We start from the raw sequence: 23,772 nt of genomic DNA, 5'->3' as shown, positions 1-23,772 counted from the left end.
CTATTTCTTGTCAAAAATCCAGTACGCATTGGATGTAGCATGGACTTCGGACATCATGTCAAATTCCCGGTTGATATAGTTCTTGGAAGCGCTGTCGTTCGGATCATTTACCAGAACCTTCCCGTTTGCAGTGACTCCCCGGAGGACAATGAAATGCCCGCCGCTTGTAAATAAGCCCGGACGCTGTGAGCTGATGACAGGATGCCCTTCCGACAGTGCCTTCAGGACTGTGTTGGCGTCACTGGTCTGGGTAACGGAACCACACCCGAAATGGGAGGCCGCCGCTTGGAAATAGGACCAGTAGGTTCCCACGCCCGGCTTATAATAGGAATTTCCGCACCAGGAAACCGCATCTACCGGGGTAATGGTTGTCCCGGTCAGATAGCTTGCAATCATGGCAAAGCTGGTGGGACCGCATCCGCTGGAAGCAATAGAGCCTCCGCCGTAAGGAATATTCCCATAATCTGTCTGCAGGTAGTGGGGGATCTGCATCCCGTTTGCCGGATAGGTGCCGCCTGTGGAAGTCACGATATAATAACGCAGGACATGATCCACATATTCCTTGTCACCGTATACAGAATAGTGCCAGCCTGGACGGGCGCACATCATATCAGAGTATGCAATGGCATTTTCCTTAGTGTAGCCACCGTCACGCGCTATCGCCCAGTCAATATAGCCGGAGCCATAATTATAGCCTTGAAGCGCCAGTTTGATCCGGTCCAGATCCGTCGGCCCGGTACACCCGGCTTTCGTGAGGACATGCTTTAATGCCTGAATCCCACATTCAATGCTGTATTCCGGATCAGTAATACTGCCCGGTGAATGAGGATATTTCTGGTTGTATCCGCTCTCAGATGCCTGCATGACATCCGTTCCGCGTCCACCGGATTCCTGCATCATGACGGCAAGGATCAGCTCCACGTATTGTCCCATACCGTATTTGGAAGCGATCCGTTCTACCGTGGTCCGGTAAGCCAGCACCTCTTCAGATACATTTGCAGTCGCAACCCCGGAAGCAGACGAACCGAAAAAGAGTTCCAGATTCTCCGCATAAGCTTCAGCCAGTTCCTTCTGCTTGTCCGTCAGATGGAATACGTGGTCTGCAAAATAGGTGTCACCGGCATATTTCACGACATAATTGTGCCGCGTAAAAGTAACTGTTTCGGTCTGTGGTGCAGAAGAGTTATTCCCGGCAGCGCCGTCATTGCCTGACTCGCCCTCCGCGCCTGTTTCCGTCTCCACTTCCATAGTGACGGTTTCTGTTGATACATCATAAGAAAAAAGATCATCCTTATTTTCCCGGATGACCTTCTGAAGCTCTTTTATATTAATTTCCTTATAACTTTCCCTGCTGGCACAGAACTGCGCGATCAGCAGATTGGAATTGACAGAGATGGAAGAGGCATAAGGATCGGTGATGGATACGGTATCCCCTTCTGGAACCTTGGACGCTTCTTTTTGGATTTCTTCTAATACCTCATCGTGGCACTCCATTAAAACCTCCACGATTGCCTGATTTGCTTTCTGTAGGTTCTCATTGATCAGGGTGCCGCTGTTTAATACGCCGGAGTTCTCCGATAAGTCCCCAAAGGTAAGTCCGGGAAGCATGGTCAGGAATAATACTGGAAGCATCAGTGCTGCGGTAATGGCAACGGCAGATTTCTTGATTTCTTCTTTATGCCCAAGAGCCATGCCGATTGCAGCGCCTGCAGCACCGCCAACTCCGCCTTTTACAGCCTTTGCAAATGGAGCTGCCCGTTTGAGTTTTAATAAATCAGATACAGCCGTGCCTACACCGGCTGCTTCAGACAGGCCGCTTTGCTGTTCTGCCAACTAAATGCGTTCCTTTCTTTGGGGAGCCTGCGGAAGTTTCTGGACAATGGATTCGTGGTAGGCAACTTTTCCATCCTCCGTTTCGTAAGGCGTCTTATTGACGGTCGGCTGGGCATACTGTTTGTACCAGGTAGCGCCGTCAACGGACTGCACAGTATCGAATGTCCCCGGTGTGGGAGCCAGATACTGGTCTGCATGGTACATAGCGAACTCTCGGTTTCCGGAATCGGTTGTCGTCTCCGTCCCGGTCATGCGTCCGCCGCCGATCTCCATGTTGGTAAATACCGGAAGCGGCTTGTCCTGGTCTTCCTTCATGCCCATATAGGAAATGAAGGCTTTTTCTGCCTCTTCACCTTTAATGGAGCCGACCTGGCTGTAATTTCCCTGGGCGACATTGCTGATGACGTTGTTGGCAAAATCCCCGCCCTTGTTCAAGGAAGAGTGGTACATGGCGCTTCCGATGCTGGAGTGTTCCGTATACCCGGTTACATGGTTAACAGCGCTCCGTTCGGTCTGTCTTCCCACCGATCCGGCAAGCCCGCCGGAGAGAAAACTTCCCCCTACGGCTGCATCACCGGGAGAACCGGATTTCCGGTATCCACCGCCGCCGTTACTGCCGCCACCCTTCAGGTGCATAGAGCTGGTTAAGCTCCGTCCAGCGATCAGAAGCTCTGCCATCATGTTTCCGCCTGTATTCCCAACGTTGATACCAAGACTTGACATGAAGGAATCTATCTTTTGGCTGACCTTCAGAAATGCAATGGCGCACAGAAACCAGATAAAAACATTTCCGGTGACGGCTTCCTTTCCCTGGTCTGCCACAGCCTGCTCTACTTCTGCTTCGGTAAGTTCTGAGGCAAAGACTGGCATTGAATAGAGAAGCGCCATGCAGGAAACCAGTAAGATTAATGATAGTATTTGTTTTTTGTATTTCACATTCGTCTCCTTTCATCAGATGGACAGTGGATTTGCAAGGAAGGTGCCGACCATAGAAGTAAACAGCCTCAAGCACCAGGCGTTCATTAATAATAGGAAGAACTGTCCGCCTAACATTCGGCACCAGCTCTTGAAGATATTTCCGGTAGATTGGGAGGCGCCTGTGGCAAAAGCAACGGGTGCTGTAAAGACCAGAACCCCCAGAAGGATGTAACGTTCTGCTGCTTCAAAGAGGAGCTTGATGTAATTCCATGCTAGGATTAGTACCAGAATCAAAGAGATGAGAGCAACCGCCCCATTTGCACAGACTCCTAAGATGACAGTAATGACTGAGCTGAAGTCCGCGAACTTTAGGGATGGAAGGTCATCGGTTAGTATCCAGCTATACGGTGTTCCGGCGATATCTAACAGCAGGTTCACAATGTCCTTTGCATAAAAGGTCAGAAACAGGAAGATAAAGGTTCGCATAGATAATTTCAGAGGATCTTCCGCTTCAACCCCTGCACCTGCAAAATAATTTTTAAAGAGCTGCCAAACCCAGTTTAAAAGAATCAATCCAATGGCAAGGGACAGAAAAATCTGATACATATTCTCGGCTGCCGGAAAATAGCGGAGGAAGGTATCCATGGAACATCCCAGTGCGCCCAATACTGAAGTAGTGATAAGATCCAGAATGTTCATGACCTGCTCTGCGATCCATTCCACGATTCCGTCTAAGATTTTCATACGGATGCCTCCTTTCTTATCCTATCCATTCCACTGGCCGCCCGCAAAGAACGGAGTGATGTAGGCCATAATGAATCCTAGCCCGTTTAAAATGGCCCAGGTGATGATGATCCGTTTGAGCCATGCGCGGGACTCATCCACGGTCTTGCCGGATTTGGAAAAGTTCATCATAAGTAGGGCTACGGATGCGGTTACCACAGCGGCAATGGTGGAGATCAGGACGATCTGGTTGTAAACGTCCTTCATGATTTCCTTTGCCTTGTCCCATACATTTGCTGCCATCACTGGCTGGACACTGCAGGCTAAGAATGTAAATAAAAGCGCCGCCGTATAGAGGTACTTCATGTAGTCGATATGGCGCTTCTGCTTGTTGTACATACGATGAGAATCCTTAGTGAATGATGTCGGATTTGGCGGTGTTTCTTTGACTTTGTGTTTTCTCATATCAGTGTTGTCTCCTTATTCTGAATCAGGCAGGGAGACTGTGTGCCATCCCTGACTGTCTGTTGCTGCCTGTCCGGGTATTCCGTGAATCTATATATTCGCTGTTTTGTGCTGGGCAGTGAGGTTTCTGGGGTATCCGGTACAGGAGGGGTTCCTGCCTCTGCCTGGATTTTCAGACGATGTAGAGAACGCGCCGTCGGCACGGTCCTTTGCATGTAATGAAAGAAAGCAGACTGGTCAATACAGTCTGCTTCCCACGGTTCCATATGAAATTGTAAGTCTATTTTCACCTCCTGCAATAAAAAACGCAGTCAATAATCCTGGGGTGAGGCAATGCCCAAGATATTGCTGCGCTTTTTCTGCATATAATTTTGACAATATCAATTTTAACATATGACTTTTACGGTGTAAATCGCAGAAATGTGCCAGTTTAAGACTTTTTTGTGCCAATTTCATGTCGCACTCTTAAAGCGTTGATACACATTCTGTTAGATACTGTTTGCCGATTCTGCTAACAAATATACTGATAAGAATGGTATACACGCTTTTAGCGTTGGTAAGAAATGGAGGTCAAACAGATGGAGGGATTAGGAAAACGGATTCAGAAATATCGGGAGAAGGCAGGAATGACTCAGGAAGTACTGGCAGAGCAGGTCGGAGTCAGTTGGAATCATCTTGGGGCGATTGAAAGAGGAGTTAAAACACCAAAGCTGGAAACCCTTGTCCGAATCATTAATGTTCTGGAGGTATCTGCGGATGATGTGATGCTGGATGTATTACGTGTTGGGAGGAAGGCTCAGTGTACAAGGATAGAGGAAAAGCTTCAGAGGCTCCCGAAGGAGAAACAGGATAAAATCCTGCGGATTTTGGATTTTCTGATTGAGGAAGAAGAAAAGTAGCCTGTGCTAGAGCGTAAATATTTTCTATCAATTATTGATTAATACGCAATATAATGCTGAAAATATGTGGAAATAAAGTAATATATGATGAAAATATTGTCTTGGTTTGGTATACTGATTCTGATAGCATTGGTACTATATCTATTAGAATTAGGAGGGAATATGGGTAGAAACAAGACAGTATTTGGAATCGGCGTCCTGTGTTTTATCATGGGGATGTGTCTGGGAGTAGTTTTGGCCGGGCTAAATAAGCAGGAGTTTCAGGCTGAAGAACAGAAAACGAGAAAGACATGGAAGAGACAGGAACAGCCTCCTGCTAACAGTACGCTTGCTGATACGGCAGAGTGTTATCTGTGTGGGAACCATAATCGAAGTTTGATGGGTATGTTCCGTGGGAGAGATGATCTGGGGGTAATCTGTGTCAACGACTGGTATGTAATGGATATGCAGATCCGGAATCTGGATGGAATGGGCGGAGGAGGTTCTGGATGGACTGTTGGCGCAGAGGATTCATGCAGCTTTCAGACAGACCGGTATCCAGAACGGGGAATTTCGGAGATAACGGTGGAATATGGTGCAAACAGTATCTTTGATGTGAAGAAGGTGCAAGGACATTTGTGCCAGTCCTGTCTGGATAAGCTATTGGAGGTCATGGATTGTTATGGATATGAAGGAAAAGAATCGGGGGCAAAGGATATATGTCTGGTGGATTTTCAGACGCTGGAGCTGTATTCCCTGCAGGAGCATTACAGTACGCGTTACATACGGGATTATTATGTCCAGATTGATGGCGGGGATGAGGAAGATATGGACGTAATAGGAATCTATACCCCGGTACTGGAGAATGGGGAGCGAACGCAAAGCATTACAAAGGGGTTGGAAAACAGGTATAATTGACCTACCTTGAATTGGGAAAGGATGTCTGCCATGATAGAGTGTATTGTTGGTGGAACTGGTGGATTTATGGGAGCGGTCTGCAGATATTTAATCGGAATGATCCCGTTGAAAGAAGGATGTGTATTTCCGAACAAAACACTAATGATAAATATTATGGGATCTTTTCTGATTGGAATTGTTACTACATTTTCCTCCTTGGCATTGGAGACAACAGATATGATGAAAGACGGGAAGATGCATCTGGTGGCCAGTTATACCGTACTCAGTGTTATGCTTGGGGTACTGGCTGTATTCGCAGGCCAGGGAATTGTCGGAAAGGGATAAGAGGACGATGAGCAGAAGGGGATATGATGTCAAACCAGTCACGACTTTTGTTGGCAATCATTACCTGTTTTCCGAGCGGCAGTGTCTGGCTCAGGTGCGGTCTGTGTTAGCTAGGGAATCTATTCAGAAACGGGAGAATAAAGAGCTACTGCAAACAGAAAGGGGACGCTTATCAGAGACGGTGCCTATAGATGGTTTTAATACGGTTATCACATTGGAAGTAGCACTGTCGGGTTCTCATGTTTTTTACTGCAAGGACTGGGCGCTGCGTGATCTGACCGGATTATGGGGAATATACCGCGTCATTGACAAAACGTAGACAGCGATCGAATTGTTGCTTAGGTAGTTGGAACTTCAGCATATATCTAAGGCATTTTTTTATTTAGATATGCCTGTATCTGATTCAGGCAGGCTGTCGGGATTAATCCGGCACATTGCGCACCCAATGATACAACATTTCTGTGTAAACGCGGATCATTTCGGATGTGGACCGAGTTTTAGTGCGAATGGAGGGGGGGGGAGTTGCGGAGATGCTATTATTCTAAACCGTTGTAAAAGCTGGCTGAATCTTATGCCATTGATTGTGTGTGGGGGGATTGGAGCCATCTAGAATCTTCTGCTTTGGTTTGGTTTCATCTGGAAGGCTGTAGTTGTATAATAGATGGCAAATTTGAATTTAAAGGATATATGAAAAAACAATTGAATTATAGGGGGTAATTATGAATAGAATTATTTCACAAATTGAAAACATAAGAGAAATAAATAATCAAAATAAGTTAGTTGTTTTTGTAGGTGCCGGAGTTTCCAAAAATTCTGGTGTTTGTTCCTGGTGGGAGCTTGTGAAAGATATTGCTATAAAAATAGGATATGATGATATTTGTGAAAAATGTGTAACGAAATATGATTATTACTCTGAAGATGGAAAAGGATATGAATTTTGCAATTCAAACAGCAAATGCTTTTGGAAGTACAATTTTTCTACTGATGAATTTTTAAAGATTCCACAGTATTTTTTTGATACCAAAGGGGAAGATGAATACTATGATTTTTTAAAAGAAAAATTTTGTCAACCATATGTTCCCAATGAAATCAATGAATTAATAATTCAATTAAATCCAGAATATATAATAACAACTAATTACGATCATTTGCTTGAAGATGTGAATAATCCTAATGTTGGAAATTATACTGTAATAAAAAGTGATAAAGATTTGCTCGAACAGAATGGGCGTCGTTACATAATAAAAATGCATGGTGATATAGATGATATAAAACAAATTGTTCTTAAGGAAGATGACTATTTAAAATATTCACAAAAACATATTCTTATTGAAACATATATAAAGTCGTTACTTATTGATAAAATATTTTTGTTTATCGGATATTCGTTAAATGACAGTAATTTAAGTCTAATTATGAGCTATATAGATTATTTTGTAAAAGATAAGGAAATCAAGAAGCGTTCACCACACTATTTAGTAGTAAATAATGTCTCAAATGCCAGCAGGCAAACTCCGTATTGGAAAAATAAAGGTGTGGAACTTATTGATTTATCACGGCTAAACAAGGATATGAAAAATAACACAGAATGCAAGACGCTTAAGTCAGAACAAGGACAAGCGCTATTTACGTTTTTAAAATATTTATACGATGATAAACTACCATATTCCAATAATAGACAAATTGCATTAGAAAGCTCTCTATTAAATATTAGTAGACAATTTGAAGCATTTAATTTTGTAAGTTATACAGATTTGATTATTGCCTGTCATTTTTTACATCCTGTTAAAGTCATTGATTCTATGCTTCATTTTACTAATCTAAGTGAATACAATTCATTAAAGTCTATTTTTGAAGAACAAAAAGACACCTCCCTAACGATAAAAAAAACCTTTACTAAAGCAGGATTATATGGAATCAGTTATAATAAATTTCATGATTCTTATGTTATTGAGGAAAATTGTTTAATAGAAGACACTTTATTCGAAATGTCACTGAAAAATCAATATAAAGAAATACTTGATATTGTTAAATATAGTAATAACGAATTAGAAAAAGCATATTATTATTCTTTAATATATAGAACTAGTGATAAGTTAACTGAAATTATGAATGAAATTGAAAAACGAATACACGGATTTAATTATTACAATTTATCTATTAAAGAAAAGTTGATTATTGCAATATTTGAATTTAATAATATTTCTACGCGTCTCTTGAATTTTGATCGTGTTAATGAAGAGCTACGAAAAAAACTTGCGTTTTTTTTAGACAGTGCATCTCATCAAAGTATAGCATTTGAAACTATAAAAAAATTAAGTGCTAACAACGACGAAACACTAAATATGTTGAACAGATATTTGATTAAGCATGAGGAATACTATATGAAAAAATCAAACGTAATCAAGCAGGGAGGCTCTATATATGGTGATTTGTTTGATTTGCAGAGTATAGTATACAATTATTATAAGTTTTATAAGAAAAATTATCTTATGTTAGACTGGTTCAATAATGTTGAAAAAATATGTGAGCCATATGTTAAAGCAATATTGTGTACCTACTATCCAGATGAATATCAGTTTTCAAACAATGGCATGGGCAGAACAAAAGTAATTGCATATCCAATAAACATTATTGATATTGACATGATTGTAAAACACACTACATATAAAAATTTTAATAGTTGGTTAACTCATTATAAGGTTTTTAAAATTAAAATTAACGATGATGTAGATATTGTAGAAATTTTTCAAAATTTTTGTTTTTCTATGCATAATTATTGGAATTTATATTTAGAAGATCAATTGAAAGTATTTGCCAAACTTATTTCATTAGTAGAATTAACAAAGGAACAAGAGCAAAGTATTTTATCCGCATTTCTTAAATTAGTCAAACCAGATGAAATAATAAATATTCGAATGCTTCGCAACTGTTTAAATACAATTTGGATATATGTACAAAAACATTATGATAATAGCGATAATAACTTTGAAACTTTATTATCATTAATGGTCAACGAGCAATTAATAATGGATCTTCTTGATGGCAGAATAGCATATGAAAAACTTATTGAGAAATTATCTGTTCATGCCAATAAAGATATTTATAATGTTTGTGTAAAAATTATTACTAGTAGTAAATCAAGTCGAGAAAAGTGTTATTTGACATTTGTTTTTCGAAATATATTGCTTGAACATGATAATAATTACTGGAAACCGTGGATAAAGAAGAACATAAGCCAAAATTTGGTTTCAGAAATATATACATATATAGAAAGCGAAATATTTATTTTTGACAATGAAATTAAAAACTATTTTAATAATAAAATGGTTGAGTACAATAAATGCAATGGATACAATACATATCCAGATTATCAAAAACAGGTTATTGAAGTTCTTTTAGTAATGTTATTAGTTGGACATATACCAAATTTGGAAGATATTGAATTCTTAAGGCAATATACAGAACAATCTGATTATCTTGATTTCTTATTTAATGCTGATACTTTTAATTATAGCAAGATAAAGTCAGCAGATTACATGTGGTGTAATTTTATTAATAATGATGATTTTAGAAAGAGAATACTACAGCACAAAGCTGAATTTTGGAGTGAGGATGACGAAAAGAGGATAAAATTAGGATTTGGAAGTGACTTTGAAAATAGAGTTGCGTATAAATATTTATTCAATTAATATTCCTGAAAAAACTGAACTTATTAAACTTGATTTATCCCTATAATAATTATAATTTGTCAATACTAAAGCAAATGAAATATTTCTTGTTAGAAGAATCTAGTTTATCAGAGAGTTGAAGAAGACAAAAGACAGGGAACGGCAGCTATCTGCTTTTGCTGCTGATCGGTCATTTGCAAAAATATCTGAGGTAAATATGATCTACTATGAAAAGGATTACTATGCGGTCCCGGATACAGGTGCAGAGAAGGCATACGAGCTCCTCCGTCAGTCTCTGCTGTTCCAGAAGAAAGTTGCTATCGCAAAAACCGTAATGGGAACCAACGAAAAGCTCTTGGTATTATATCCTACGAAGGAAGGCATTATTTTGCCATGATGAGATTGTGGCGATACCGAAGACAGTGCCTAAGATGAAATTAGATGAGAATGAACTTGATATGGCAAAAATGCTGATTGGACATATGACAAAACCTTTCAAGGTAGACGAATTCCAAGATGAATACCAGGCGAGACTGCGGGAAGCAATTATGAAGAAGATCTAGGGACAGGAAATTGTTGCAGTGGAAAGTAGCAGCCCATCCAATGTCATTGACCTGATGGAAGCTTTGCAGAAAAGCCTGGAATCATCGAAAAATCCGGATGAGGCAGCCAGAAGCAGCTTACGGGGACTGCATGATGGGGATATATGAAGCCCGCAGCGCAATCCCCATACTGAGTGCATGGCAGATGGAAACATTTGATAATCCGGCCTGGATTTATGAGTTGAAGATGGATGGCTTCCGGTGCCTTGCTTATATTGATAGAAATGATGTTGATTTTCGAAATAAACGGAATATGCAGATGCTGCCCAAATTTCCGGAGCTTGCAGAGATTTATAAGAATGTAAACGATAGGTGTATTTTGGATGGAGAAATCGTAGTGCTTGCAGACGGTGTGCTGGATTTCTACCGTCTTCAGACACGCCCCCTGTTGACAGACCGGTTTAAGATTGAACTGGAGGCGGAACGGCTTCCGGCTTCTTTCGTGGCATTTGACTGTATTTATCAGGGAAGCCAGGAGCTTGTCTTTCAACCACTTATGGAACGGAAACATAAGCTTTCCGGGATGATTACGGAAAATGACAGGATTGCAGTTTCTCGTTATATAGAAAAAGAGGGAACGGCGCTTTATCAGGCGGCGGAGGCAAGGAAATTGGAAGGAGTTGTGGCAAAAAGAAAAGAGAGTCTGTATTTTATGGGAAAGCGGACAAAGGATTGGATAAAGTTTAAACGCATGGCAGACGAGGAATTCATTGCCGCGGGATATATACAAAAGGAACATACCTTTAGCTTGGTACTGGCAAAATACCGGCTTGGTAGGCTGGTTTATAAGGGGCATGTCACTTCCGGAGTGACGAAGGATGCAGTAATGCACCTGAAGGAAACAGGAAGGAATCCATTTCAGATGCTGCCGACTGGGAATGAAAACGCTGTTTGGGTGGAGCCGAATCAGGTCTGTGTGGTGGAATATATGCCGAATACGCGGCATTCTCTCCGGCAACCCGTTTTTAAAGGATTTCGTGATGACATTCTCCCAGAGGACGTACAGGCAAGTGATGAGATATGAAATAACGTCTGGGAAAAGGCAGTGTCATTCATGCCGTATTTTGAAATACAGCAAAGAAAAATCTTGATACTCGTGTTAAGATGATGACATGAAATCGGAAGTTGTGGAAAATATTTCTATGAAAATATTGGTAGATGCGGATGCCTGCCCGGTTGTTTCCATTGTGGAGCATGTGGCAAGTAAATATAGGATACCAGTCATTCTCTTGTGTGATACGAACCATGTACTGTAGTCAGCGTACAGTGAAGTCAAAGTGGTTGGAGCCGGTGCGGATGTAGTGGACTTTGCACTGGTCGGTTTATGCCAGAAGGGAGATCAGATATTGTGGTAACGCAGGATTATGGTGTTGCTGCTATGATTTTGGGAAAAGGTGCATATGGAATCCATCAGAGCGGAAAGTGGTATACGGATGAGCATATTGACCACATGTTGATGGAACGGCATATTAGTAAGAAGGTAAGACGTTCAAAATCAAAACATCATCTGAGAGGGCCTGCAAAGCGGAAAGCAAAGGATGATATAAGATTTGAGGAGTCATTGGAACGGTTGCTCCAGAAAATACTCTGAAGCAATAGAAAGTTAATTGTTGCAGAGCTAGAATATAGTAATTGCACTCTAAATGGGGACTTGATTTCTCAAAGTCCCCAGTGTATAATCAAATCAAGGAAGGCATTCAGATGCAAGATCTGATGCCCTCAGTAAGTTGAATTATCTACGTATAAGACATAGCATCCATCAAACTTTCTCAGGGTCGTGGATGCTATTTCTTATTATGCCGGTTATCTATGTAGGTCAATGCCGTAAATAGAACCAATAACAGCGTTAAAACTTCCATTAGTGTCATGGGCATCACCCTCTTTCCTAAACTAGAGGGCAAACCAAAATCGCATCCGCTTTCTTCCCTGTTCAATTATACGAAAATAGTATATCATGCACCTTGGTCGTAGGCAATCAAATAATCGTTTGACTTTAGAAAAGAATACTGCTTACTGTCAAAGATTCTGCCTGATGATCCGGGAAATCAACCCAACTGCCACATTCCGTTCTTCATCAATATGCGTTACGACGAAGGATACTTCATCTTTCTTTCCCACCGTCCGGTTGTCATAGCAGGAGTGGGCGATGGCATTGACTCCGATGGAGAGCCGGACAAATACCGTCCCTTTATGGATATCTTCCACAGTTCCGGCATATTTGCCTTGAATTTTGCATTTCTTCATGTTTTCCTTGCTGGTATTGCCTTCCACACTCTTGACATCTGCTTTGATCGTTACGTTTTCTGTATTTTCAGCAGTAACGGACAGGATACGCACCAGGATATGCTCTCCTACATGAAAACGCTCCCTTGCATCCCCCAGCCAGTCAAAGGACAGGTCGCGTGCCGGGATGGAAGTCTCCACACCGAAGATCTCTGCCCGGACAACCTTTTCTGCCACAGCGACAATCCTTGCCTGCACGATACGGTCTTCATAAATCTTAGAATTGCCGGACGTATCCCGATCGAGATAAAAGATCTGACGTTTCTTCAGCATAGCTTCCTTCCGGCTGGCAACCACACTCCTTGACTGGGCATCCAGCCCTTTCACAATAAAGTCAATCTCGCAGCCGAGCATGTTGTTAAGGACTTTGTTCTGGCGGAGGGAAATGTCTCCGTAATCATGGGATTCATCCTGCACCAGATTGATCATCATCTCTGAGATTGGGATGATGGTACGGAACTCCTTATAATAAACGATCGCGATTAAACTTCCATTCTCCGTCTTTTCGATTCCGCCCAACATCCCCGTCAGTATCTTCTTTGTGCGGTAAGCATTCTGGATTTCGTGCCAGATGAGGTCTGCTTTCGACTGTGCTGTTTCCAGCACAGCGTCAGAATCAAGCGTTAATACAGGTACGTTTGTAATTGTGTTCTGTTCGTTTTGCATAAATGATCTCCTTTTCTATGACATGATTGAATTTTTATCTAATGGAACCATCTCCGGTTCATCGGACCATGGGTTATCGGATAGCCTGTCTGAAGAATCCGGATATAGTGGTTCCTGATAAACATGTTCTTGGGTTACATGTGTCGGCATTGCAGGCGATGTTGATCCTGGTGGCTTGCGGGGAACTGAAGCTGAAGAGCCATTCCTTTGTCTGCGTGGTTTCGGAGGTGCTTTGGGAAGATAATCATACTCTTCGGTTATCCCCTCTTCTTGCCATTTCGGGATATGTTCTGCCGCCTTTTTGGTTACCAGTTTTTTTGCATCCGGGTGCAGTGTGTAATCATATTTCTGAACCTTCAGCACTTTCTGCCCTCTTAAGATAATAAGCGCAGTATCCAGAGGGAGCCGCAGGATCTCATCTGGCGTCAGGAGTTTGCGTTTGCCGATGGACTGGGTTTTCCGGTATTCCGGAGAATAATCTGACACCCGCCAGGTATTGAGCTGCTTCGCTTCCGAACTGACACCCACAGTCACGTCTCCAGAGCGCGAACTGATAAATTCAGCCGTTACTTCGTCGGTACATCCAAGAAATAACTGAGTGTCGCAGTTCCCTATAATTTCCTGCCATTGGTTGAAGGGATAGCGGTTCTGCATCTGAGGCAGGTTCTGGAAGATGCACGAAATGCTTAACCCTCTGGAACGGCAGACAGAAATCTTCTTATTTAACTCCAGGATAGCCCCAGTGTTTGCCAGCTCATCCGCGAGGATATGTACCGGGACTGGCAGATGGCCGTCTACTCCGTGTTTATCTGCAAACCTTACCAGTTTGATAAATACAAAGGTCATAAACAGTGACGACAGGAAGTCAAAGGTGCTGTCCTGGTCGGACGTAATGCAGAAGTAAGCGCATTTCTGCTTCCCCGGCAATGTCAGGTCAATTTCATCATAAGAAGTGATCTGCCGGATCAATTTATTCTGGAATACCTGAAGCCTGGCACCAAGCCCGATGATTACCCCGGACCGCACGGTATCACTTGCCTGCTTGTAGATGCAGTAAGGAACCTTTGCCGGGTGGCTCACCGGAAGCAGGTCAAAGAGGCTGTTCAGTTCCTTTTCGGAGCTGAGCGTCAGCAGTTTGTATACCTGCCCGATGTTCTTGGACTCTGAGGGGAATCCCTGCTCTACATAGAGAACCAGCGCTTTTAGCAGATTTAATTCCGCGTTATCCCAGAAGTGATCCCCTTTTGCGGAGCCCGTATTCTGGATGATAACATCCGAAAAAACCTGCGCCATCGTCTCCTGGCCGTCAATCTCCATCAGGCAGTTCCATGCATCCGAGTTCTCCGGGTTCACAAGGTTAAAACACCGCACAGTGTAGCCCTCATTCTCCAGATAACCTGCCATGCTTTCGTACAATTCGCTCTTTGGATCGGTGATAATTAAACTCTCACCGACTCCACCGTTTTTCCCGCGTGCGACACACTGGAAGATCATATTACGGGCAAATGCCCTGGACTTCATAGAGCCGCTGGCACCATAGACGGCAATGTTGCGGTTCATGCGTGTTTCATAGGGGAGGCAGACCGCCTTCCCGTTCAGTTTTCCAAGAATTGTCCCTTTGGTTTTCTTTACATGGTCTGTCAGCTCCAACACCTTGTACATCTCATCCTGTGTCATAAATCCAGATGTACCATAGGTGCCTTTCAGGGAGTAATTCAGGTTGCGCTCTTTATCAAATACCTCCCCGTTCCGGTCAGCACCCATCCTCATCAGCAGAAAAACCAGGAGTCCGAGTGCAAGAAGGCAAAGAAAAATCCCATATAAGTTATATGGGAACTGAGCCAGTGCATGAAGGCATGCGATTGGGTGCAGGGAAGGAGTCTTTGGATAGGAACCGTTACCGGCGAAGTTGCCGGCGCTGGTCCAGACCTTATAGTTACAGATAAATTGTGCAATATAACCTCCGGCATATAAAATACAGAGGAAAATCGGAAGAACGAAAATAAGCTTCCACCATTTACAGTTCATGTAAAAACTCCTTTCTGAATTTAGCCAGGTCAATGCTGGAGAAACGTACATTACTGCTCATATATTTCTCCAAAACCGGAATCTGAAAGTCAAAACAAATTAGGTTTCCGGACATTCCATAGACATCCAGCCCTTTATTAAAGCGCCGGAGCCTTTGCATGTCAAAATCATACGCAAGTAATGTAGGGGTTCCATCTGAAGCAATAGCATCATGCTCCATAGGAATATTAACCCGGAGACTTTTCTGGTCGGACAGTAGAAGCTGATCCAGGCGGGCGGTCATTTTTGGGTGCAAAAGCAGTTCCAGCAAGATCTCGCCGTGTGTGTTGCTTGGAATAAAATGGAAATGTTCAAAGGAGTCATCCACCATAAATAGGCTCCTCCTATATCCGCCGGTACTGGATAAAAGCCGTAGGGCCGTTTCCATATTATCTCCAAACATCATTGCGCGGATTTCTGGTTGTCCGCAATAAGGAAATCCCTGTAGAGAATGTTGCAGGAACGCGTTCAGTTTTATTTCTGTCTTGTGTTCCCACTTTAAAATGTTGCTTCCAGTGTTATAAACGGCATAAACGCATTGTGGTGCCAACAGGATTCCAAGACTGCGGGAGCTCTTAATCTTTATAGTTACTTCACCAAGTTCCTTAACCTCCCTAGATGAATAAAAACATGGGAGAGCCTGTAGGTCAATCATTTCCCGTTCTGTAGAAAAAATCTGTGGTTTCTCATCATAATAGAATGGAATCCTTACATGGGAAAGCGTAAGATAGACCTGTGCTTTCTGATGAAGCCGGAGCCTCCTGGACACTTCGCTTCGTATATGGTTAGTTTCGGTACTGCCAGTGAGGTAGTATTGAAAGCGTAGAGGATTCTGGTGCAGAAGCATCTCCCTGGCTCTTTTCGTTAAGCGATAGCCCCTAAGTCTGTCTTTATAGTGGGTACGGATTAGTTTATCTGCCTTTAGCTCTGTGATCACCTTCTCAGCATAGGAAGGGCTGGAAAATAGTCTGTTTAGCTGGTCAGCCGGAAATTCCCCACTGATTCCGATCAGCTCCAGCAGTTGATATTTCTGGGTATTTGGTCTTAGCAAATTAGTATCACCTCAGTTCATTTAGATACGCATGTTAGCCTACACTTGGGTAGGATGTTCCTCTCTTAAATCTTCGGAATAAACAGGAAATAAGAGAGGAACACCGTATTTTTACACAAATCGGGTTTTCAGTGAAAAAAATCAGGAATTATCCGATATGTTTTTTATGGCAGTTTCATGGTCGGCTAACCATTTGGGAAAAGCGGATTTTTCCATAATATGAATGACCGTATGATCTTCGGCTCCCAATTCCGTCATATGATGGATGTCACAGAACTGTCCGCTGTCATCTATCAGGGCATGGGTGGAAATAACGTCCAGAATCTGCTTAAATTCCAGGTTATCATAGTCCCGGATTCTTTTCCGGGAGAGGGATTTGTCATACACCTGAATGAAGCATATAATGCAGTCCCGGTAAAGCGGAAAGCTTTGCTCTTTTACAAACTCGTGCAGAGCATAATTCAGCGGATCATGCAGAAAAGCTGTATTGGATCTTAACTTTCGCTTTGGAAACAGAGCCGGTAATGTAACGGACAGTATGCCGTTCTCCAGGGATATATGGATTCCCTGAGCTTCGGCAGCGTGTTTTAGATAGTCGGATTCACCAGTGAAATCGGTTATATAGACCAGCTTTCGTAACTGGCAGGCAAGTCGTTCAGCCTTATATGCAGCCTCGGTACTTAATTCCTCATAATTTGAACGATGCTTCTGAAAATCGATTGTCTGCAAGGCAAAAACAGTATTCTGCAGTTTCACAAGTTCAGCTTCTACTTTCTGGGTTTGCTGATAAATTGCTTTTTTGTCCATAAAATCATCCTCATTTCTTTTGTTTTGTGTAATAATTGACAGTTCCTTCGGGGCTTACCAAACAAAATGCCGTTATCCCGCCTATGTTGATTTGGGCTGCCTGCTGTTCGGACTCCAGTATGATCAGGCGGTTTGTATCTTTGGCAGGCAGGCTTGCCATTACATGGTTTATCAGTGCTTCTTGTCCCGGACTTATGTAGATTACTTCATATGCTTTATCTTGTGAGAAAAAATGAAGCTTAACAGGAAATTCGCCGCTGGTGTGGTAGGCAACGGCCTCTTTGAAGTCCAGAAGAACCCAGACGGCGGCAATCATGCTATATTCTGATGAACCAGAAGCTTCCGGAGTATCACATAGGAGGTCTCTGTCTTTGTCATAGTAGATACGCCCTTGCTTGATCAGGTTTGTAATCAGGGGCTTCATAGATTCCCTGTTACGAATAAAAAACTGCAGTACCTGTTCATACTGCAGTACATGGTAGGTAGTAATGAGCTTTAGTAGACGCTCACCTTCACCTTTGTAAATTTGGTTTCTTGATTTCATGACCTTCTCCTTTGTTTCATGGCCTGGCAGATCTTTGCATAAGCGAATTTGCAATGTATTTTATATGCGTATGGCGTATGCATAGTCTACGTGTTGTTCTGATTTTAATAATGGTACGCATGGTATACATACAGGTTATGTATCGTACCGCCGTCAATGATCAGTTTACGGGTTACAATAAGGAATCTGTTATTGGCAGTTCACTCCGTATGCTAAAAGTAAACACAGCACCCTGTATGGGTGCTGTGAAAAGAGAAACTTTAAGCAATACTATTATAACATGCGTGAATATACGGCACAATCGCAGAACAGTGCCAATGAATGTCAATCCTGTGCCAATTCTAAATATTCTCTAAAAATATGGATCATTTAGCACTGGAACTATAAAAAATATGGATTTATCTTAAAATACGGGTACATGCAAAAGATGCCAGAAGCTTTGGGGCGTAGCGTTGACTCATACGAAGCTGTAGGTTGTTTGTCAATATGATAGTATTATCGTAAATGCTGTGGATTTTTTCTAAAGAGACAAGGCAGTTTTGCCTGCATCTGATAAATCCATATGGTGTCAGGAATTTCTGTTCGTCAGTCAGAGAACCATATTTTTGATATATCCCGTGCTCTGTATGGATTGTAATATTATGTGTTTGTATTTTCATGAAGTAAATATCGCCAATTTTAATCCGAATAATGGCGGCTTTTGTTTTGTAGATGTATTCTGTCTGTGTGTTTGAATAAAGCTGTAGAGCTTTTTCTAATCCGGGAAATCCATGCTGGTCTAAGAAAGCAGTCAGAGAGCAACATAAGGATTCCTTTTGTATTAACTCTTGTATCCAGTCCATGTTTTCACATCCTTTTTATAGGGTTATATATATTAAGACAATCGAATTGCCAAAAACTGACGGCATCATTGAGAAATAATTTCTCCTTTTTCGGATGTGATGTAATTAGTATCGGATATGATAGGAATATATGTGTTAGCCTTCCGGAAAAAAATCATTTAGTATCTTGATAGTTTCCTTTGCTGTAAAACCCCACAGGATTGTACTTAGCGCTTCAATGGCAGCATGGCGTTTCCGGTAATAGGTACGGTAGGAAATGTTGGAAATATGAGTTCTTAGCTTCTCTATGATTTCGTTCACGCCCTTCAGTTCCTGGGGAGACAGGAAGGTATAGTATAGAATCCAGTAATACTGTTCTCCGTATTTGTGATTGGTTCTAAGCAAGTCTACAGAGGAATCCAGCATTTTCAGCATCCGGTTACTCCGTTCGATGCTTCTTGCACGTTCTTCGATATCACCTCCGGATAGATCGGCACCTGCGGCATAGATAGAATCAAGAAATTCATCTACGCTTGTCCCATATTTCATTCGGAATTGAGTTTCCATCTGACGTACTACCACTTTAAGGCTATAGTTGGCATCCCGGTATCTGCGAAGGAACTTATATGTGTCATGAAAGCGAGGATCTTCCTCTGGGAACAGATAGCCATGTTTATCCCTGACGTCTTTCATCTTTGCAGTTTTTATATTAGTTTTTCTGCTTTTCTTCATCTTTGCATTCTCCCCTTCCGAACTATTTATGCCTCTATCTTTTAATTTTGTTTGCTGATTACCAGTATTTTCCGTTTTTACAGCATTGGATCTTTCATCTTTTCTGTTTGGATCTTTCATCCTATTACACCCCCATTAGAATTTTTTCAACGATATCTGTATGCTCTTTCAGGATTGGATCTCTCTCCAGATAGTCCTTTTCTTCAGGCTTGACGCTTAGTTCAAATCTGTAGGCGGCATTTCCGTAAGGGCAGATAATACTTAGAGTATATATATTTACTATATTCTTGCAGGCAGAGGATAAAGGAGATAATATATAGCGGGTTTTGGGACACTCGCAGCACGGAATCCCTTGTGATTTCAGCATTTCCGCGACTTTTTGGATGATAAACTGCATGTGTAATTTTGGAACGCAGGGATCATTTTCTGGAACGCTGACCTGATCTTCTTTGATAACTTTTGAGACGCAGAGTTCTTCTTTGCTTTCTGGTACATGAATTGGCAGTTGCATGGTCATTGCGATTTCCTCTTTATCTATCATCACATCACTAATATCGAACATAACTGACAAATAATCATTTAGATAAATCATACTGCCATGTTTTCCGGTAAAGGACACTAATGTGATGAGATTCATTTCTTCAAATTTTTTTAAGGTACGTGATACGGTCGTTTTAGAATGATTCCAGCGGTCGCCTAATGTCTGGAAGCTGGTCATCGGATTGCCAGTATGGTTACGGTAATATACAACGGGGCCGGAATAGGAACCTTGTACAGACGGATCATTATATATGGCGTGAATCCACATATCTAAAAGCATATCCATCTCTGAGCACTTGCCCATGCTGATGAGTTCATGGACCTTAGAAATCGGGAAAAAGAAAAAGCCGTCATCCTTCTTGCAGGGGTAGTTATATTCCAGTGCGGTATTATCCTTCGGCCAGTTTGTAATCTTAAACTTCACAACTTTCTTATTCTCCAGAAGAGAGTATGTGATGTAGTTTTGTTTCTGCAGGTAGTCCAGAACAGAGGCTGCCTGATGCTGGAACCGGCACCGAAACCATGTGCGTAGATCTGCCAAAGTACAAATCCATTCTCCAGGCCCGACAAGATAAGTCATAGTTTCTGTGCGGCGGTAAGATGACCTGTAATTTGCATAAGAGCACAGGACTATGTAATAAAAAAGAAAAGAGCTTCCGTTTGTCCGGATGCCCTTGTTAGTGATGAGTGACCGTATGAAATCTCTGTAAATTCTGCAGCGTGGAAATTCTACGATTTGTTTCAGCTCTAATTGATAGGTTTGATTATCCATAAAATGCCTCCTTAACATATAAAAGCCGACACTAATAGTCGGCTCAAATTTGTATAGATGTTTAATATATTATTGTATTGGCTAATAGCTACCACATGTGCTATACTAAAAATGGTACTAAAAAACTAAATAAAAAACACTTATAGAAGCTATGGGTTCCGAAGTAGATAATCTTTGAAATATATGGAGTTGTGCGGATTTAAAGCACTTAAAGGAACAATGCGAATCTTTAAAGCCTAACGTCTTAAATGCTTCGGGACGTAGAGGTCGCGTGTTCGAATCACGTCACTCCGATTTTTGATGAAGATACCTCAAAGCCTTGTATTTACTGGCTTTGAGGTTTTTCTTAATTTTATGAGCAAAGACTAAATCTTATTTTTATCGCTTCATTCTAACACCCATTCTAACACTTATCCAACTCTGGTATTCAGCACTCCTGCAAGACGTTCAGAACGTTCTATAAGAGCCTTGGAATCTAAATGTGTGTAGATATTCATTGTGGTATAAAAATCAGCGTGTCGCAGCCATTCTTGGATTTCACGGGGGTGCCATCCTTTTGCCGCCAGTATGGAAGCCGTAGAGTGCCTCAGCGCATGGAATGTCATATCCGGTCTGCCAAATTCCGTAACCAGCTTCTTAAAATGGTGATATACATAATCAGGTGCAATGGGTCTTCCGTCATCCCAGACAAATAATTCCTTTTCCCGTTGATATCGGTTCATGACAATACGCAAGTTAGGGTTTGTTTTGCCTTCTGTGAGCATAAGATGATAGTATTCTTCAAAATGCAATGGTTTAAGGTCAACCAACCTTAATTTTTTATCACTGGAAATACTCAATAATATGCTTAGCGTTTAAAAGATATCCTTCATAGGTAGATTGTTCAACAATCCCTTTTTTCATATCCAGCCAATGCTTGACCCAGTCGCTGAACAGGGTCTCGGACGTTTCGTCAAATTCATTAGAAGTATATTTGGCAAGTTCGCTGCGAAGCATTTGTTCTGCCTTGCGTTTCTTACCTGTGACACATAAACCGGTAGCAATCCATTTGGGTTTTCTCTTGCCAGTTTGCTTGTTGTAGAAGTTCAACACCATATAATAATAGGTCTTACCGTCAGCTAATTTTTTAGTCTGTAGGCTACCCGTCATTTCAAAATCTCCCTATTGATACGGGCAGATATCAAATATATTTTAACAGTTCTGTCCGTATTTATCCATTAGTTTGTCATAAATTCTATAATCGCTTGCTTAGAAATACGATAAATCCGACCGATTTTTCGGTATGCAATTTTGTTTTGTGATAATAATTCGTAAGCTGCTTCACGGCTGATTTTCAGCATTTCTGCCATGGTAGTTACATCAACGACATCAGGGTATTGGGTAAACATTATAATTCCTCCTCATGTGGTATATTAATTTGGATTGTCTGCTGAAAAGTAGGGGTGCGGTCAGAACATAGTGTTCCCATGGCAAAGCATTGACCGGGCGGTAGGTTTGTTAGTAAGTCCAGACAGTCTTTCGTGGTTTTGTTAAATACTCAAACTTCCCACATAAAAAATGGGTTTTGCACCTTGATAAATCAATACTTGAACTCATAAAATAACATTTAGGCAGCCGCTGAACCGTACTCCAATGCTTTTTGCATGTACTTTGGCAGTCTCTGAACAAAGCTGGTAGTGAAATCCTCCAGCTGTTGTTCCGTGATGTGGAAATGTTCCATTACGGTATCCATTAGTGCATCTATGATAATCCTCATGGATTGACTAAAAGTGATATCATCCAGTTCATCCATGAGACGGTAAAACAATTCACAAATCGTTTTGTCATCGGTATTACACCGCTGCGTAACTGCAAGCATCATATATCGTACAAAAACCATAGACACATGCGCAGTCAAAGCGTCATAGGACAGGCTCCGGCACTCTTTTACCAGATGTAAATAGGATTTGCAGGTCTTGAAAAATACCTCAATATCCCAGCGTTTCCCATAAATACGGATGATTTCTTCTTCTGAAATCGTTGTGTCTGTACTGATAATGGCAAGCCAGTCTTTTTTTCTTGCTTTTGTTCCGGACACAGACGATTTTTGCCGGAATTGCCTCATCACCAACGGTGACATCAACGGAAAGCAGATATTTGGAGCGGCCTCTGCGTTTTTTGCATTGTTTGTAAATTTCTTTGATGTTGTATTTCCCATCCTGATATCCATATTTGATTTTACTGCTTTTCTTAACCATTGCGATTGTGTCTAATTCGCAGTCTGTCTTCAATGCAGTAATGGTCTTCGGTGATGAAAACCAGCTATCAAACAACACATATTTTGCAGAAATTCCGGATGATCGTGCTGCTTTGAGCAGGTCAATCATGACCTCTGTTGCTTTACGTCTGGATTGTTTCCGCCTTTTTCCGGCAAGGGAACGCCCATCGAAGTCTGCAGCTTTGCAGAGCAGATTTTTATCATCGGCTGCCGACATAAGACAATGGTTGAGCGGAACAAAGGAGTTCCCATCGGACCATCCGAGCGTCAGCATACGGTAACCGTTCTTGTACTTCATGGAACAGTGGTCAAAGACTTTCGCCAAAAGTTCTGTTTTCTTTGAACGGGAACGGTCAAACAGACTATCATCAATAATGAAGACATCTTTGCGGTTCTCACCTGTAAGCGGCTTCATGAAAACATTGATGATACGGCTTGAAAGTAAGGTTGTGAACCGAAACCAGTTAATCTTTGCATTATTGAGGAAACGATAAACAGTGTTTTTGCAGAATGAACCGTCAAATGTGCCGGTTTTCCGTTGCATATACATGCTCCGATTCGAGAAAATGAGACAAAACAGGTATCGAAACACTTCGATTACCGGGATTCCTTTTGCTTTTCCGGCATTACATTTGAAAAGAAGCTTTCCGATTTGGAATCTATTCATAAAATTTGTGACTGAATTGAAAATCTCGTTTTCGTTTTCCTCAGAATGTGGTATACTTGACATGGCATAAATCTCCTTGCTGTGTGATTGTTTTTCGCAACTCAATTATACCATAAGCAAGCGGTTTATGCCTTTTTTATGGACTAAAGTATTGATTTTTCAAGGTTCAGCACACCAAATGGTGTGGGAAGTTTGAGTAAAGTACAAATATATAGCGAAAAATGTCGATTTTT

Annotated in this window: 23 protein-coding genes and 3 pseudogenes; 10 read left to right on the top strand and 16 right to left on the bottom strand. The window is 41.7% G+C overall.

The window, feature by feature from the left end:
* Genes AC6I3O_RS20835 through AC6I3O_RS20820 form a run of 4 tightly spaced genes read right to left on the bottom strand, consistent with a single transcriptional unit; the run spans nucleotide 1 to nucleotide 3,939 of the window.
* Nucleotides 1–1,833 carry a lysozyme family protein gene (locus tag AC6I3O_RS20835; protein WP_497852522.1) on the bottom strand — a complete coding sequence of 611 codons (1,833 nt, stop codon included), beginning with the start codon at nucleotides 1,831–1,833 and terminating at the stop codon, nucleotides 1–3.
* Nucleotides 1,834–2,769: a hypothetical protein gene (locus AC6I3O_RS20830; RefSeq protein WP_286152852.1), complete on the bottom strand. Its 936-nt coding sequence runs from the start codon at nucleotides 2,767–2,769 to the stop codon at nucleotides 1,834–1,836.
* A 15-nt stretch (nucleotides 2,770–2,784) separates the two neighbouring features.
* Complete coding sequence (locus AC6I3O_RS20825) at nucleotides 2,785–3,495, bottom strand: hypothetical protein (RefSeq protein ID WP_286152851.1); 711 nt, start codon at nucleotides 3,493–3,495, stop codon at nucleotides 2,785–2,787.
* Between the two features lie 21 nt (nucleotides 3,496–3,516).
* Entirely contained in the window at nucleotides 3,517–3,939 is a 423-nt protein-coding gene (locus tag AC6I3O_RS20820; RefSeq protein ID WP_286152850.1) for a fimbrial protein, read from the bottom strand.
* A 578-nt stretch (nucleotides 3,940–4,517) separates the two neighbouring features.
* On the opposite strand from AC6I3O_RS20820, the gene AC6I3O_RS20815 reads away from it, so the two are divergent.
* The 10 genes and pseudogenes from AC6I3O_RS20815 to AC6I3O_RS20770 all read left to right on the top strand — a co-directional run bounded on the left by AC6I3O_RS20815 (nucleotide 4,518) and on the right by AC6I3O_RS20770 (nucleotide 11,923).
* Nucleotides 4,518–4,838 carry a helix-turn-helix domain-containing protein gene (locus tag AC6I3O_RS20815; protein ID WP_286152849.1) on the top strand — a complete coding sequence of 107 codons (321 nt, stop codon included), beginning with the start codon at nucleotides 4,518–4,520 and terminating at the stop codon, nucleotides 4,836–4,838.
* A gap of 162 nt (nucleotides 4,839–5,000) precedes the next feature.
* A complete protein-coding gene (locus AC6I3O_RS20810; protein WP_497852521.1) occupies nucleotides 5,001–5,735 on the top strand; it encodes a hypothetical protein in 735 nt (244 codons plus the stop codon).
* A gap of 30 nt (nucleotides 5,736–5,765) precedes the next feature.
* A complete protein-coding gene (locus tag AC6I3O_RS20805; RefSeq protein ID WP_497852520.1) occupies nucleotides 5,766–6,059 on the top strand; it encodes a fluoride efflux transporter FluC in 294 nt (97 codons plus the stop codon).
* Nucleotides 6,060–6,066: 7 nt separating this feature from the next.
* Nucleotides 6,067–6,669, top strand: a pseudogene (locus tag AC6I3O_RS20800) (DUF434 domain-containing protein).
* 109 nt (nucleotides 6,670–6,778) lie between these two features.
* Nucleotides 6,779–9,751, top strand: coding sequence for an SIR2 family protein (locus tag AC6I3O_RS20795; protein ID WP_497852519.1), 2,973 nt, complete (start codon nucleotides 6,779–6,781; stop codon nucleotides 9,749–9,751).
* A 196-nt stretch (nucleotides 9,752–9,947) separates the two neighbouring features.
* Nucleotides 9,948–10,127, top strand: a complete 180-nt coding sequence (locus AC6I3O_RS20790; RefSeq protein ID WP_497852518.1) for a Ku protein — start codon at nucleotides 9,948–9,950, stop codon at nucleotides 10,125–10,127.
* Between the two features lie 7 nt (nucleotides 10,128–10,134).
* Nucleotides 10,135–10,293: a hypothetical protein gene (locus AC6I3O_RS20785; RefSeq protein WP_497852517.1), complete on the top strand. Its 159-nt coding sequence runs from the start codon at nucleotides 10,135–10,137 to the stop codon at nucleotides 10,291–10,293.
* Between the two features lie 18 nt (nucleotides 10,294–10,311).
* Nucleotides 10,312–10,440, top strand: coding sequence for a hypothetical protein (locus AC6I3O_RS20780; protein ID WP_497852516.1), 129 nt, complete (start codon nucleotides 10,312–10,314; stop codon nucleotides 10,438–10,440).
* Nucleotides 10,424–11,356, top strand: coding sequence for an ATP-dependent DNA ligase (locus AC6I3O_RS20775; protein WP_497852515.1), 933 nt, complete (start codon nucleotides 10,424–10,426; stop codon nucleotides 11,354–11,356). Before AC6I3O_RS20780 ends, AC6I3O_RS20775 begins: the two co-directional genes overlap by 17 nt.
* A gap of 118 nt (nucleotides 11,357–11,474) precedes the next feature.
* Nucleotides 11,475–11,923: pseudogene (locus AC6I3O_RS20770) on the top strand (YaiI/YqxD family protein).
* Nucleotides 11,924–12,348: 425 nt separating this feature from the next.
* On the opposite strand, the gene AC6I3O_RS20765 reads toward AC6I3O_RS20770, so the two are convergent.
* The 12 genes and pseudogenes from AC6I3O_RS20765 to AC6I3O_RS20710 form a co-directional block, all read right to left on the bottom strand.
* On the bottom strand, nucleotides 12,349–13,281 hold the full coding sequence (locus AC6I3O_RS20765) for an RNA-binding protein (RefSeq protein WP_497852514.1): 933 nt from the start codon (nucleotides 13,279–13,281) through the stop codon (nucleotides 12,349–12,351).
* Nucleotides 13,282–13,296: 15 nt separating this feature from the next.
* On the bottom strand, nucleotides 13,297–15,309 hold the full coding sequence (locus tag AC6I3O_RS20760; protein ID WP_497852513.1) for a VirD4-like conjugal transfer protein, CD1115 family: 2,013 nt from the start codon (nucleotides 15,307–15,309) through the stop codon (nucleotides 13,297–13,299).
* Entirely contained in the window at nucleotides 15,299–16,399 is a 1,101-nt protein-coding gene (locus tag AC6I3O_RS20755) for a hypothetical protein (RefSeq protein ID WP_286153232.1), read from the bottom strand. Before AC6I3O_RS20755 ends, AC6I3O_RS20760 begins: the two co-directional genes overlap by 11 nt.
* 141 nt (nucleotides 16,400–16,540) lie before the next feature.
* Entirely contained in the window at nucleotides 16,541–17,206 is a 666-nt protein-coding gene (locus tag AC6I3O_RS20750; RefSeq protein ID WP_286153233.1) for a DUF6100 family protein, read from the bottom strand.
* Between the two features lie 10 nt (nucleotides 17,207–17,216).
* Complete coding sequence (locus tag AC6I3O_RS20745) at nucleotides 17,217–17,750, bottom strand: DUF5697 family protein (protein WP_286153234.1); 534 nt, start codon at nucleotides 17,748–17,750, stop codon at nucleotides 17,217–17,219.
* A 398-nt stretch (nucleotides 17,751–18,148) separates the two neighbouring features.
* Nucleotides 18,149–18,592: a LytTR family DNA-binding domain-containing protein gene (locus AC6I3O_RS20740; RefSeq protein ID WP_286153235.1), complete on the bottom strand. Its 444-nt coding sequence runs from the start codon at nucleotides 18,590–18,592 to the stop codon at nucleotides 18,149–18,151.
* A 135-nt stretch (nucleotides 18,593–18,727) separates the two neighbouring features.
* Nucleotides 18,728–19,264 (bottom strand): hypothetical protein, encoded by a 537-nt coding sequence (locus AC6I3O_RS20735; RefSeq protein ID WP_300887298.1) that lies wholly within the window; start codon nucleotides 19,262–19,264, stop codon nucleotides 18,728–18,730.
* A gap of 163 nt (nucleotides 19,265–19,427) precedes the next feature.
* Entirely contained in the window at nucleotides 19,428–20,615 is a 1,188-nt protein-coding gene (locus tag AC6I3O_RS20730; RefSeq protein ID WP_497852512.1) for a MarR family transcriptional regulator, read from the bottom strand.
* Nucleotides 20,616–21,025: 410 nt separating this feature from the next.
* Nucleotides 21,026–21,337: a tyrosine-type recombinase/integrase gene (locus AC6I3O_RS20725; protein ID WP_497852511.1), complete on the bottom strand. Its 312-nt coding sequence runs from the start codon at nucleotides 21,335–21,337 to the stop codon at nucleotides 21,026–21,028.
* Between the two features lie 100 nt (nucleotides 21,338–21,437).
* On the bottom strand, nucleotides 21,438–21,764 hold the full coding sequence (locus tag AC6I3O_RS20720; protein ID WP_297183936.1) for a tyrosine-type recombinase/integrase: 327 nt from the start codon (nucleotides 21,762–21,764) through the stop codon (nucleotides 21,438–21,440).
* Between the two features lie 68 nt (nucleotides 21,765–21,832).
* A complete protein-coding gene (locus AC6I3O_RS20715) occupies nucleotides 21,833–22,003 on the bottom strand; it encodes a helix-turn-helix domain-containing protein (RefSeq protein ID WP_300887300.1) in 171 nt (56 codons plus the stop codon).
* A 218-nt stretch (nucleotides 22,004–22,221) separates the two neighbouring features.
* A pseudogene (locus tag AC6I3O_RS20710) lies at nucleotides 22,222–23,602 on the bottom strand (IS4 family transposase).
* Nucleotides 23,603–23,772 lie beyond the last annotated feature (170 nt).

It is taken from the genome of Sporofaciens sp. St.21A7 (assembly GCF_059728535.1).
The sequence above is the reverse complement of the archived record's forward strand: the minus strand, read 5'-3'. Positions and strand labels throughout refer to the sequence as shown.

Excerpts from the sequence above, each read along its gene's own strand:
- AC6I3O_RS20825 (WP_286152851.1), bottom strand. The coding sequence starts at position 3,495 with ATGAAAATCTTAGACGGAATCGTGGAATGGATCGCAGAGCAGGTCATG.
- AC6I3O_RS20820 (WP_286152850.1), bottom strand. The coding sequence starts at position 3,939 with ATGAGAAAACACAAAGTCAAAGAAACACCGCCAAATCCGACATCATTC.
- AC6I3O_RS20815 (WP_286152849.1), top strand. The coding sequence starts at position 4,518 with ATGGAGGGATTAGGAAAACGGATTCAGAAATATCGGGAGAAGGCAGGA.
- AC6I3O_RS20810 (WP_497852521.1), top strand. The coding sequence starts at position 5,001 with ATGGGTAGAAACAAGACAGTATTTGGAATCGGCGTCCTGTGTTTTATC.
- AC6I3O_RS20805 (WP_497852520.1), top strand. The coding sequence starts at position 5,766 with ATGATAGAGTGTATTGTTGGTGGAACTGGTGGATTTATGGGAGCGGTC.
- AC6I3O_RS20795 (WP_497852519.1), top strand. The coding sequence starts at position 6,779 with ATGAATAGAATTATTTCACAAATTGAAAACATAAGAGAAATAAATAAT.
- AC6I3O_RS20790 (WP_497852518.1), top strand. The coding sequence starts at position 9,948 with ATGATCTACTATGAAAAGGATTACTATGCGGTCCCGGATACAGGTGCA.
- AC6I3O_RS20775 (WP_497852515.1), top strand. The coding sequence starts at position 10,424 with ATGATGGGGATATATGAAGCCCGCAGCGCAATCCCCATACTGAGTGCA.
- AC6I3O_RS20765 (WP_497852514.1), bottom strand. The coding sequence starts at position 13,281 with ATGCAAAACGAACAGAACACAATTACAAACGTACCTGTATTAACGCTT.
- AC6I3O_RS20760 (WP_497852513.1), bottom strand. The coding sequence starts at position 15,309 with ATGAACTGTAAATGGTGGAAGCTTATTTTCGTTCTTCCGATTTTCCTC.
- AC6I3O_RS20750 (WP_286153233.1), bottom strand. The coding sequence starts at position 17,206 with ATGGACAAAAAAGCAATTTATCAGCAAACCCAGAAAGTAGAAGCTGAA.
- AC6I3O_RS20745 (WP_286153234.1), bottom strand. The coding sequence starts at position 17,750 with ATGAAATCAAGAAACCAAATTTACAAAGGTGAAGGTGAGCGTCTACTA.
- AC6I3O_RS20740 (WP_286153235.1), bottom strand. The coding sequence starts at position 18,592 with ATGGACTGGATACAAGAGTTAATACAAAAGGAATCCTTATGTTGCTCT.
- AC6I3O_RS20735 (WP_300887298.1), bottom strand. The coding sequence starts at position 19,264 with ATGAAAGACGTCAGGGATAAACATGGCTATCTGTTCCCAGAGGAAGAT.
- AC6I3O_RS20730 (WP_497852512.1), bottom strand. The coding sequence starts at position 20,615 with ATGGATAATCAAACCTATCAATTAGAGCTGAAACAAATCGTAGAATTT.
- AC6I3O_RS20725 (WP_497852511.1), bottom strand. The coding sequence starts at position 21,337 with ATGAACCGATATCAACGGGAAAAGGAATTATTTGTCTGGGATGACGGA.
- AC6I3O_RS20720 (WP_297183936.1), bottom strand. The coding sequence starts at position 21,764 with ATGACGGGTAGCCTACAGACTAAAAAATTAGCTGACGGTAAGACCTAT.
- AC6I3O_RS20715 (WP_300887300.1), bottom strand. The coding sequence starts at position 22,003 with ATGTTTACCCAATACCCTGATGTCGTTGATGTAACTACCATGGCAGAA.